9 protein-coding genes are annotated in these 11,936 nt (G+C 67.1%); 6 read left to right on the top strand and 3 right to left on the bottom strand.

Features of this window, described 5'->3' with window-relative positions; all coding sequences use genetic code 11:
* Nucleotides 1-317 precede the first annotated feature (317 nt).
* Entirely contained in the window at nt 318-2,354 is a 2,037-nt protein-coding gene (locus tag AWW66_RS32570; protein WP_169807086.1) for a GmrSD restriction endonuclease domain-containing protein, read from the bottom strand.
* 408 nt (nt 2,355-2,762) lie between these two features.
* On the opposite strand from AWW66_RS32570, the gene AWW66_RS09800 reads away from it, so the two are divergent.
* Both AWW66_RS09800 and AWW66_RS09795 read left to right on the top strand, forming a co-directional pair.
* Entirely contained in the window at nt 2,763-5,795 is a 3,033-nt protein-coding gene (locus AWW66_RS09800) for a DEAD/DEAH box helicase (RefSeq protein ID WP_396890522.1), read from the top strand.
* Nucleotides 5,792-6,691 (top strand): phosphorothioated DNA-binding restriction endonuclease, encoded by a 900-nt coding sequence (locus AWW66_RS09795; RefSeq protein WP_067363044.1) that lies wholly within the window; start codon nt 5,792-5,794, stop codon nt 6,689-6,691. The genes AWW66_RS09800 and AWW66_RS09795 overlap by 4 nt, the downstream gene beginning before the upstream one ends.
* 217 nt (nt 6,692-6,908) lie before the next feature.
* Here the strand turns inward: AWW66_RS09795 and AWW66_RS09790 are convergent, their stop codons facing one another.
* Nucleotides 6,909-7,127 (bottom strand): hypothetical protein, encoded by a 219-nt coding sequence (locus tag AWW66_RS09790; protein WP_157527314.1) that lies wholly within the window; start codon nt 7,125-7,127, stop codon nt 6,909-6,911.
* 603 nt (nt 7,128-7,730) lie between these two features.
* On the opposite strand from AWW66_RS09790, the gene AWW66_RS09785 reads away from it, so the two are divergent.
* The 4 genes from AWW66_RS09785 (at nt 7,731) to AWW66_RS09770 (ending at nt 11,476) form a co-directional block, all read left to right on the top strand.
* Nucleotides 7,731-9,050 (top strand): quaternary amine ABC transporter ATP-binding protein, encoded by a 1,320-nt coding sequence (locus AWW66_RS09785; protein WP_083978360.1) that lies wholly within the window; start codon nt 7,731-7,733, stop codon nt 9,048-9,050.
* 67 nt (nt 9,051-9,117) lie between these two features.
* Nucleotides 9,118-10,011 carry an ABC transporter permease gene (locus AWW66_RS09780; RefSeq protein ID WP_157527312.1) on the top strand — a complete coding sequence of 298 codons (894 nt, stop codon included), beginning with the start codon at nt 9,118-9,120 and terminating at the stop codon, nt 10,009-10,011.
* Between the two features lie 85 nt (nt 10,012-10,096).
* The gene (locus tag AWW66_RS09775; protein WP_157527316.1) at nt 10,097-10,975 is read left to right on the top strand and encodes a glycine betaine ABC transporter substrate-binding protein; all 879 of its coding nucleotides are present in this window, start codon (nt 10,097-10,099) and stop codon (nt 10,973-10,975) included.
* 132 nt (nt 10,976-11,107) lie between these two features.
* Entirely contained in the window at nt 11,108-11,476 is a 369-nt protein-coding gene (locus AWW66_RS09770) for a VOC family protein (RefSeq protein ID WP_067363032.1), read from the top strand.
* A gap of 80 nt (nt 11,477-11,556) precedes the next feature.
* On the opposite strand, the gene AWW66_RS09765 is transcribed toward AWW66_RS09770, so the two are convergent.
* Complete coding sequence (locus tag AWW66_RS09765; protein WP_067363029.1) at nt 11,557-11,922, bottom strand: YciI family protein; 366 nt, start codon at nt 11,920-11,922, stop codon at nt 11,557-11,559.
* Between the last annotated feature and the right edge of the window lie 14 nt (nt 11,923-11,936).

Here is an 11,936-nt window from a genome sequence, read left to right as displayed (position 1 = left end):
CACGCCGAACGGTCACACCATTTCAGGCGCCACCACCGACTTCGACACACGCCCTAGCTGCCCTCTGCCGCACCGCCGCAAGGGCTTGCCGCTAACCCTCACCGACGCTAGAAACCCGGTAATCGTTCGTGTGCCGACGCAACCCGACGGACCCGCTAGCCTAGAGGCGTGTCACCAACCGAAGCCGCCGATGTCCGGAGGATTGCAAACTGCAACATCACACCCAACGAGCAGAAGACGAAACCTTCGATGGCCCGTCACGACGACACCCAGAGGCACACGGAAAACGTCTGATTCGACCGCAATAATCGGGCCATCTACTCCGTTAAACTCCCGTCAGGATATACAAGTTCGACAGCATCGACATGCTGAGACTTGTTCGCCCGCCCTCGCGCGTCGAACTTCACGCCCTCAGCTTCCAGCCTAGACAGCCACTCTTGACTATCGACAGAGCCAGCCGGAATCGACCCATCCCGGAGCAGCACTCGATGCGAGTTCGTCAGCTCGTTCTCAGCCAGAAGCTTTCCGATAGTTCGGCGGTGCGTGCCAATAGCTTGAGCAAGACTAAGGAGATTAGTCCAACAACCAGCCGGTATCAGGCTCAAGACCTGCCTAGCGCTAGCGAGACGCCGATCAACAGCAGGATTGTGACTTTCTCCAGGACCTGGCCAGATTTCAATTGCCTTGTTTGCAAGGAACTCGCCCCGCTGACGGATTTCAGCCACACCCCAACGGGCAGAGTCAGCAATCGAAAGATTCATAGAAAGGCCACTTTTGGCCAAAATTTCCCTCTTATCAGGAAAGTTCTTATTTGAAAGAGATCCGTTATATCCTGATAGAGTGAGGTTTCCGATAGCATGAACGAGCGCTTGATGTGCATCCTCGGCAGACTCGAACTCTTCGAGATCATACTCAAGCTCGTTCAACCAAGCCGCAGTAGCCTTTTGAGGCATAACGTGCTCGATTGACAAACCGGAGTTTTCGTAATCCACAACCTCGGTGCGTCCGGCAGCCTCATCAAGACACCGAAGTATGTAAAACTTCTGCCATTCTCTACCACGCCAGTAGAACGGCTGCTCGAGCATTGCAGCACGAACTTGCTGATCGGTAGGAAAACGTCTTCTCTGACCAGTCAGGATTTTAATGATCTGATCCTGTCGAGGCACCTTATCACCGAGCGTTCGGATTAGATCAGCAAGCAGGACGTTACTCCCCGCCCTTCCGGTTCCTACAATGAGCTGTCGAACGAGGTAGCTTTCTACAGCACGCAGGGCATCCGAAACCTCTTGCGAATTCATCTTTCCGTCTTCATATGAAAGAAGAACATGCAGTGCCGCCGGGTGCACGACTCGCGCCTTCCAACGACGAAGGCGATCCAACGCATAGCGGATAATTGGATCACTCTCTTTTTCAGGGTTCAAGACCCTATCAAAGACTCGCGCTTTGTGGTTCAGTGCCACTATCCACTGTTCGATCGCGATTTCAGAGCCGAGCGTCTCCAGAAACCTATGTTGCTCCTCATAGATCGAATGAAGTGTCGCTCGCTTATTCCCCTTCAAAACCAAATCGAGCCATATCAAGTCAACAAGGCTTTGTTCATCAAGCAGATTTTGGAGAGGAAGCCAATGCTGCTCATACACACGCTCAGAAGTCTCCGGCAAACGCATAAATAGATAGTTCCGGAGAAGATCTGCCTGCGTTAGCTTCAGACCGGTATTGTTCAAAGACTCGAAGATCCTGTAGGCGTTGTCGCCGGCCTGAGCAGAGATTTCCACAAATGAGAGCTTTGTGGCAACAATGCCCTCGAGCTTCTCTAGCACTTCATCGCCTTCGGAATCGCCAACGGCGTCTAGGAAAAGCTGATCGATTTTCGACCGGAAAAACCTGTAAGCATCGCCGATCTTATCCGCACCGCCAGCATTCGGCATACGATCGATGATTGCTCGCCACGCAGCCCTATCAGCCTGGGTGGGCAACAAAGTATAAGAGTTTATTCCGTCAGCGAATTCGTTGATGAGGTATTGAGTGCTTATCTTGCGCGCCAGCCTTGCGCTAGGGCCGCTCGCCAGATCTCTTATCGCCGCCAGAAGAATACTCAGAGTGGTCAAGCGTTGCTGACCGTCCACCACGAGCCAACTCTGCACTCCGGAGGCAGTCATATTATGGCTAGGCGCAAGGACAATAGGCCCCAGGAAATGACTGTCTGTACCTGTCGTATCTAGCAACTCTAAAATATCGGACCAAAGTCGGTCAAGCTGCGGGCGCTTCCAGCTATAAGTCCGTTGATACAGCGGAATGATGTACTGCTTCTCGCCTTGCAGAAGCGTTCGGAGCGTAGTTTCGTTTGCCCGCAAAACACACCTCAATAGCCTTAGACAGCAAGACGCTGAGTTAAACTTTCAAACGTCACTTACGGTTGAAGCTCCAAGTGAGCCTAACGCAGCAGAAGAACTTCGCGATTCGCCAACCTAGAAGCATTTATCTTTCCTCAAAACAGAACAATCCGACACATCACTCACTATAGGACAACATCAATCACTGTGAGTAGTTTATTTGAGTAACCTCCTTACATGAAGTGAGCCAAGCGAAGCCAGTGTCGCAAAGCGGACAGTTGACAGCTCTCGGCGCGTTGCAGCAGACGGAAGTGGCTGTCTACGTACCGCCTGTCACAAGTCGGCAGGACAGGGCAGGGCAGCGGGGCAGGTGATCGGTTGGTTAGCCTCCCCCCGGTGACGGATCTTGGACGGGGCATCTACGAGCACATGATCACGCAGCAACTCGCCGACCGCCTCCAGCACGTCGACCCCGCCCGCGTCCAGCTCAACCAGCTCGACCCGGCCGACGCGCACGAGATCCTCGCCCAGCACCTCGCCACCCTGGCCCGGCGTGCCCTCCAGGCCGTCCCCGGCGGCGACGACAAACTCAACCGGCAGGTGGCGCTCGCCAACCGGATCGCCGAGCGTATCGCCGATCTCGAACCGGCCGCCGTCGACGCCCGTGACCAGGTCACCGACGCCCGGAACCTGCTGTACGCGATCGCCGCCCCACCGACCCCGCCGGCCGAGCCGAGCTTCCCGCCCCGCCCCACCACTCCGCTCTCCACCGGGGCGCTGCTGGTCAACGGTCGGCACCAGCCCCGGATCGGGCACGAGATCAACCACGAGCTGGCCTCGGCCGACAGCGTCGACCTGCTCTGCGCGTTCATCAAGTGGACCGGGCTGCGGACCGTCGAGCCGGCGTTGCGGGAGCTGCGCAGGCGCGGCGGACGGCTGCGGGTCATCACCACCACCTACCTCGGCGCGACCGACCAGCGGGCCCTGGACCGGCTCGCCGAACTGGGCGCCGAGATCAAGGTGTCGTACGAGACGCGGACCACCCGGTTGCACGCCAAGGCGTGGCTGTTCCGCCGCGCGAACGGCCTGACCACGGCGTACGTCGGGTCGAGCAACCTGTCGAAGGCGGCGCTGCACGACGGGCTGGAGTGGAACGTCCGGATCTCCAACGTCGAGCAGCGGCAGGTCATCGACACCTTCGCCGCCACCTTCGAGGATTACTGGCACGATCCGGCGTTCGAGGCGTACGACCCGGCCCGGGACGCCGAGCAGCTCCAGCAGGCGCTGCGCGGGGAACGCCCGACCGACGCGCCGGTCGAGCTGGCCCACCTGGACGTGCGGCCGTACCCGTACCAGGCGGAGATCCTGGCCGACCTGGACGCGGAGCGACAGGTGCACGGACGCCACCGGAACCTGGTGGTGATGGCGACCGGCACCGGCAAGACGGTCGTGGCCGCGCTGGACTACCGGCGGCTGCACCGGGCCGGGACCGTGGACTCGCTGCTCTTCGTCGCCCACCAGGAGCAGATCCTGCGGCAGAGCCGGTCGACGTTCCGGCAGGTGATGGGGGACGGCAGCTTCGGTGAGCTGCTGGTCGGTGGGGAGCGGCCCCACCAGGCCCGGCACGTCTTCGCCTCGATCCAGTCGCTGCACCGGCGGGAGGTCGACCCCGAGGCGTACGACATGGTGATCGTGGACGAGTTCCACCACGCGGAGGCGCCGACGTACGCCCGGCTGTTGGAGCGGCTGCGACCGCGCGTACTCCTGGGGTTGACGGCGACGCCGGACCGGGCCGACGGCGGCGACGTGCGGCGGTGGTTCGACGGCCGGGCCGCCGTGGAGCTGCACCTGTGGGACGCGCTCGAACGCCAACTGCTCGCCCCGTTCCAGTACTTCGGCCTGCACGACGACACCGACCTGTCGCGCCTGCGCTGGCGGCGCGGGCAGGGGTACGACCGGGCGGAGTTGGAGGCCCTCTACACCGCCGACCACGCGCGGGCCCGGCTGATCCTGCGGGCCACCCGGGACACCGTCGACGTGCCGCGGATGCGGGCGCTCGGGTTCTGCGTGGGCATCGGGCACGCCGAGTTCATGGCCGACTGGTTCACCAGGCACGGCGTACCGTCGGCGGCGGTGACGTCGACCGTCGACCAGCCGGCGCGGCACGACCTGATCCGCGCCTTCAAGGCCGGCAGGCTGCGGGCGCTCTTCACGGTGGACCTGTTCAACGAGGGCGTCGACCTGCCGATGGTCGACACGATCCTGATGCTGCGGCCCACCGAGAGCGCCACGATCTTCCTCCAGCAGCTCGGTCGGGGGCTGCGCCTGGACGACGACAAGGCCTGCCTGACGGTGCTCGACTTCATCGGCGGGCAGCACGCCAACTTCCGCTTCGACCTGCGGTGGCGGGCCCTGACCGGGGTGAGCCGGCGGGCCGTCCGGGAGGCGGTCGAGCAGGACTTCCCGGCCCTGCCCAGCGGCTGCCACGTCCAGCTCGACCGGGTCGCCAAGGACGTCGTTCTCGCCAACCTGAAGTCGGCGCTGCCGAACTCACGCCGGGCTCTGGTCGCGGAGCTGCGGCAGCTCGGGGACGTCACCCTCGCCACGTTCCTCACCGAGACCGGGTTGGAGATCGAGGACGTGTACCGGTCGGCGACGCTGGGCGGCTGGACCGGGCTGCGCCGGGCCGCCGGGCTGCCGGTGCCGCCCGCTGGGCCGGACGACGCCACGCTGGGGCGGGCCATCGGGCGGATGCTGCACCTCGACGACGTGGACCGGCTCGACCTGCTGGCCCGGGTCGCCGCCGGGAAGCACCCGGCGGCCGGGGATCGGCTCTGGGACCTGCTGCACTTCGACCTGTGGGGGCCGAACGTGCCGCTGAGCGCGCGGGACGAACGGCTGGCCCGGCTCTGGGCCGAGCCGGCCCGCTGCGCCGAGCTGCACCAGGTCGCCGAGGTGCTCCGCGACCGGATCCACCGGGTAACCGTGCCGCTGGGCCCGTTGCGGGTGCACGCCCGGTACAGCCGCAACGAGGCGTGCGCGGCGTTCGGCATGACGAACCCGGGATCGTTGCGCGAGGGCGTGAAGTGGCTGCCCGAGGCCCGAGCTGACCTGTTCTTCGTCACCCTGGTCAAGTCGGCACAGCACTACTCCCCCACCACGATGTACGCCGACCGGGCCATCACCGACCGGCTGTTCCAGTGGGAGTCGCAGAGCAGCACCTCGGCCGCGTCGGCGACCGGACAGCGGTACGTGCAGCACGCCGAGCGCGGATCGAGTGTGCACCTGTTCGTCCGGGAGAGCCGGGTGCCGGACCGGGACCTGGGCGCGCCCGCCTACCGGTACGCCGGGCCGATGACGTACCGGTCGCACACCGGGGACCGGCCGATGCGGATCGTCTGGGAGTTGACGTACCCGCTCCCCGCCGACCTGTACGCCGCAGCACGCGCCATCGCCGCATGAGCCCCGACCGGTCGGAGGTCCTGGCCCGGCTCACCTCGCTGCGGCTGCACCAGCGCGACGGGCGGCGGTCCCCGCACAAGCCGCTGCTGGTGCTCCTGGCGCTGGCCCGCCTCGCCGACACCGGGTCGAGCGAGCTGCCCTGGTCGGCGGCGGAGAGCCGGCTCAGTGAGCTGATCGCCGAGTTCGGCCCCGCAGCGAGGACCGGGCGGGCGCAGAGCGCGGCCTACCCGTTCACCCGGCTGCGCAGCGACGGCGTCTGGACCCTCAGCCGGGACGTGCCGATGGACCTGGTCGGTCCGCTGGCCGCGTCCGGCGTGGTGGGTCGGTTCGCCGGGCCGGTGGAGGCCGCGCTGCGGCGGGACTCCGGCCTGCTCCGGGCCGTGGCCCGCGCCCTGGTGGAGATCCATTTCCCGGCCACGATCGCCCCGGACGTCCTCACCGCCGTCGGGCTGGACGCCGAGGACATCCTGCGCGCCCCGACCACCCCGCCGGCCGGCGGACGGCGACGGGACGCCGGGTGGCGGTTCGCGGTCCTCACCGCCTGGGACCGGCAGTGCGCCTTCTGGGGGTACGACGGGCAGTTGCTCGGCGCTGCGGTGGGGGTCGAGGCGGCCCACGTCCGGTGGTGGGCCTTCGACGGCCCGGACAGCCTCGACAACGGTCTGGCACTGTGTGTGCTGCACCACAAGCTCTTCGACTTCGGCGCGCTGGGCCTCGACGCCGAGATGCGGGTCGAGGTCTCGGCCGCCTTCACCGCCCGGACCCCCGCCGGCCGGACGGTGTACGACCTGCACGGCCGGGCCCTGCGCCCACGTCCGGGTACCCCGATTCCCGCCGCCGAGCACGTCGCCTGGCACCGGCGGGAGGTGTTCAAGGGCGAGCCGCTCGCGGCGTGACGCCCGCCCCGTAGGGCGGCTACAGTCCACCGACACGGATCGCGTGCGGGCCGCCGGAGCCGTGACCAACCGGAAGCACTTCTTGTTCGGTCCTGCAGACCGCCCCCGAACCGCCACGCCGCATCGGCCGAAGGCCGACGGAGCAGGTAGGACAGCCGTTGTCCGGTGGGGATCCCGGACCGGCCCGAGCATGGGTACGCCGTGACGTCCGGCGGCGTCAGAGTCTGCCCTTGCGCACTCCGTACGGGATGGCGACGACCAGCACGAGAACGACCGCCACACCGATCGCCACCGCCTTTCCGCCCCTGGAGTCACCCTGGGCGGCCAGAATCAGACCCCAGACGATGATCACTACTGACAGTACGGCGCTCGTGACGGCCAGCGCCCTCATCTGAAACCGGCTGTAGGGGCCGGCGCTGCGTGTCGGCTCGTTCACGGTGCGCCTTATATCCACCTCGGTCGTTGGGCAAACCTCTCACCCACCTCGACCCAGGCGACGATCACACCGCCGCCCGCGGGCGGGTGCCCGGCCTGAACCGACACCGCGCCCCGCCCGCCGACCGCGTCGAATCGGCAATTGTTTGCGGATAGCCGGCAGCCGCCGCGTCGTCCGACGAGAATCGATACCGAGGAGAATCCACCGAGACCGAACCCTCGCAATATGACGATCGCATGACGGTTCTCCATCGACACCGTCACCTTTGTCCGGCGCGATGACCACAGTCGGCGAACCGTCGCGCTCCGTGCGCGCAGACTCGGACAATCCGCGCACCCGTCACGCAAAACACCTGCTCACAGCCAGTCTCGCTGGCCGATTCCACCCGGGGGCGTACGTCCCGTATCGGCACCGGTGAGCCTCGAATTTTGTGTCAAGTCCCACGTTCACCCCCGGATCGACTGGCTTTATCGGGATCACGTCGGTAGGTTCCTCGACCGGCCCGTACGGACCAATGCATATGCCGATGTCGATATAGACAGACGAAACGAAGATGGGCGCCCCTGGCCATGATCGCCACCGGTTTCCGTCGGAGAGGAGATCGTGTCAGCGCTCGCAGTGCAGTCGCTCTACAAGGTGTTCGGCAACCGGGCTGACGAGGCGGTCACGCGCCTGGCGGACGGGCAGCCCCGGGCCGAGGCCCTGGCCGGGCTGTCGGCCACCGCCGCCGTGATCGACGCGACCTTCGAGGTACGCCCCGGCGAGATCTTCGTCGTGATGGGCCTGTCCGGCTCCGGAAAGTCGACCCTGATCCGGATGCTCAACGGACTGGTGCGCCCCACGCGGGGCAGCGTCCGGGTCGACGGGGTCGAGCTGACCACGCTCAAGCCGGCGGCGCTGCGCAAGCTGCGCCGGGACAAGATCAGCATGGTCTTCCAGCACTTCGCGCTCATGCCCCACCGCACGGTGCTGGACAACGCCGGGTACGCGCTGGAGGTCGCCCGGTTGCCCAAGGCCCAGCGGCGCGAGCGGGCCCTGGAGGCGCTGCGCATGGTCGGCCTCGAAGAGTGGGCGGACAACCTGCCGCACCACCTCTCCGGCGGCATGCGGCAGCGGGTCGGGCTGGCCCGCGCGCTCGCGGCCGACACCGACATCCTGCTGATGGACGAGGCGTTCTCGGCGCTGGATCCGTTGATCCGTCGGGAGATCCAGGACCAGCTCCTGGAGCTTCAGGCCGAACTGGGCAAGACGATCATCTTCATCACCCACGATCTCAACGAGGCGATGCGGCTCGGTGACCGGATCGCGGTGATGCGCGACGGCCGGATCGTCCAGATCGGCACCGCCGAGGAGATCCTGACCGACCCCGCCAACGGGTACGTGGCGCAGTTCGTCGCCGACGTCGACCGGACCCGGATCCTCACCGCCTCCTCGGTGATGGAGAAGCCGCAGAGCGTCCTGGACATCGGCGCCGGTCCCCGGGTCGCCGCCAAGGCGCTGCGGGAGACCCAGACCTCGGTGGTGTACGTGACCGGTCCCCAGAAGAAGTTCCTCGGCACCGTCACCGAGGACGAGGTCTCGGCGGCGCTGCGCGAGGGCCGCCCGAACCTCGACGGGTACGTGTCGACCGAACGGGTCCGCAGCGTCGGCGCGGACACCTCGCTGGCCGACCTCTTCGCCGACTCGGCGGCGAGCCAGCACCCGGTGGCCGTCCTGGACGACCGGGGCCGGCTGGCCGGCGTGATCCCCCGGATCACCCTGCTCACCGCGCTGGCCGCCGCCTCGCCCGACCCGACGGCCACGCCCGACGAGTCCTCTACCGACGACACCACCGCCGCCCAACCCACGGCCGATGCCGCCACGGCCGCCCTGACCCAGGGCGACGTGAAGCTGGTGGGCACCACCAAGGGAGAGCCGGCATGAGCGAGCGGAGCGAGCGAATCATCGTTGTCGTAAACCATGCCGGTGCCGAACGCAGTGAGGTGACGGCATGAGCGTGAGCGGGTCGCCGTGGGACGGGTGGCTGCCCCGGATCCCGCTGGGCACCTGGACCGAGTCCGTCGTCGACTGGGCCACCAGTTCCCTCGGCCCGGTCTTCGACGGGGTGGCCACCCTGGTCGACACCCTGGTCCAGCCGCTCAACGACCTGCTCACCGGCGTACCGGCGGTGGTGGTCGTCGGGGTGTTCGCCGCGCTCGGCTGGTGGTTGCGGGGCTGGAAGTTCGCCCTCGGGGTCACCGTCGGCCTCGGCCTGGTGGCCGGCATGCCCTACTGGGCGGAGACCATGAGCACGCTCGCGCAGGTCCTGGTGGCCAGCACCCTCGCGCTGCTGCTGGCGATCCCGCTGGGCGTCCTCGTCGCCGAGAACCGGCGCGTCGCCGCGGTGGCCCGGCCGGTGCTGGACCTGATGCAGACCATGCCGGCGTTCGTCTACCTCATCCCGGCGATCTTCTTCTTCGGCATCGGGACCGTGCCGGGTGTGCTGGCCACCCTGGTGTTCAGCATGCCGCCCGGGGTCCGCCTGACCGCGCTGGGCCTGCGTCAGGTCGACAAGGAGATCGTCCAGGCCGCCGAGTCGTTCGGCGCGCCACCGTGGATGGTGCTGCTGCGGACCAAGCTGCCGTTGGCGCTGCCCACGATCATGACCGGGGTCAACCAGGTCATCATGCTGGCGCTGTCCATGGTGGTGATCGCCGGCATGGTGGGCGCCGGCGGCCTCGGCGACGTGATCATGTTCGCGCTCTCCCAGGTCGAGGTCGGCAGCGGCTTCGAGGGTGGGATCGCCGTGGTGACCCTCGCCGTGGTGCTCGACCGGCTCACCGACGCCGTGGGCGACCGGTTCCCCTCCGCGCGGGCGCAGCGCCTCGCGCGGCAGGCCCACTGACCGTCGCCCGTCCCGCCGACGCCCGCTGCGCGTCCGCGTGCCGCGTCGGCACACCCATACAGGAAGGACAACTGTGTTCACGAGCATGAAGCGGCTCCTCGCGGTGGCGATGACCGCCACCCTGGCGCTGGGCGCCGCCGCCTGCGGCACCGACTCGGACGCCGCCGGTGGTTCCGGCGAGAACAAGAAGATCACCATCGGGTACATGGCCTGGGACGAGGCCATCGCCGTGTCGTACCTGTGGCAGCACATCCTGACCGAGAAGGGCTACCAGGTCGAGCTGAAGAACCTGGAGGCCGGCCTGGTCTACGGTGGTCTCGCCGGCGGCGACATCGACCTGTTCCTGGACAGTTGGCAGCCCCAGACGCACGCCTCCTACCTGGAGCGGTACGGCGACAAGCTGGAGGACCTGGGCACCTGGTACGACGGGGCGAGCCTCAGCGTCGCGGTGCCCTCCTACGTGCAGGGCGTCGACTCGTTGGCCGACCTGGCCGACCAGGCGGGCACCTTCAACGGGGAGATCGTCGGCATCGAGCCGGGCGCCGGCCTGACCAAGGCCACCCAGGAGAAGGTCATCCCCGAGTACGGCCTGGACGGCAAGCTGCGGCTGAAGACCTCCTCCACGCCCGCGATGCTCGCGGCGCTGGACGGGGCGATCAAGGCCGAGAAGCCGATCGTGGTCACCCTCTGGCACCCGCACTGGGCGTACGCCAAGTACGACCTGAAGGACCTCAGCGACCCGAAGGGCACCCTGGGCCAGGCCGAGCAGATCCACAGCCTCGGTCGTACCGGCTTCGGCGCGGACTTCCCCGAGGTGACCTCGATGCTGAACAGGTTCAAGCTGGACGGCGACCAGCTCGCCTCCCTGGAGGACCTGATGTTCAACACCCACAAGGGTGACGAGGAGAAGGCCGTCGAGGAGTGGCTGAAGGCCAACCCGGACTACCTCCAGACGCTCTCCTGAGCAGCGCACACCGCAGGTCGTCGAGGGGCTCCGCCGGTGCGGCGGGGCCCCTCGACGTCGTGGTCACCGGACCCGGTCCTGTCGTACCCCCGGTCTAGCGTGGCGCCCGCCACGACCCACGGGGGAGCTTCCATGATCGATCATCTCGGTATCCAGGTCCGCGACGTCCCGACCAGCCGGGCCTTCTACGACACCGTTCTCGCGCCGCTGGGCGCGCGCCGGATGCTGGAGTACGGCGACGTGCTCGGTTACGGCGTCGAGACGCCGGACTTCTGGCTCAGTCCGGCGGGCTCGCCCGACGCGGTCCCCGAGGCGCACATCGCGTTCACCGCGCCGAGCCGGGCGGCGGTGCAGGCGTTCCACGACGCGGCGGTGGCGGCGGGCGCGGAGGTGCTGCACGCGCCCCGAATCTGGCCGGAGTACCACCCGACCTACTTCGGGGCTTTCGTCCGCGATCCGGACGGCCACAACGTCGAGGCCGTCTGCCACGCCCCGGAGTAGGCACCCGGCCGGGGCGACCCGCGTACGCCGCCGGGATGCCGGTCCCCGTGGACCCGGCATCCCGGCGGCACCACCCTGGGTCAGGGCATCTCGTGGACCCGGCGGACGTCGACCTCGACGTCGATGCCGGCGGCGACGAAGATGTCGACGAACTGCTTCGCCCACTCCACCGCCTCGTCCTTCGAGCGCACCTCCAGCAGCGCGAACCCGGCGATGAGTTCCTTCGTCTCGGTGAACGGCCCGTCCACCACGGTGGTCTTGCGGCCCGTGGTGGCGGTGATCCGGGCCGACTCCTCGCTGCTCTTCGTCAGCCCCTCGGCGGCGAGCAGCGCACCGGCCTTGGCCACCTCCTCGATGTAGGCGCCCATCCGCTCGACGAACTCGGGGCTCGGGTCGAACGCGCCGGGCTGGTTCTCGTCCAGCTTGTGCATCAGCATGTACCGCATCGCGGGTTCCTCTC

It is taken from the genome of Micromonospora rosaria (genome assembly GCF_001567585.1).
GTDB lineage: Bacteria > Actinomycetota > Actinomycetes > Mycobacteriales > Micromonosporaceae > Micromonospora > Micromonospora rosaria.
The sequence above is the reverse complement of the archived record's forward strand: the minus strand, read 5'-3'. Positions and strand labels throughout refer to the sequence as shown.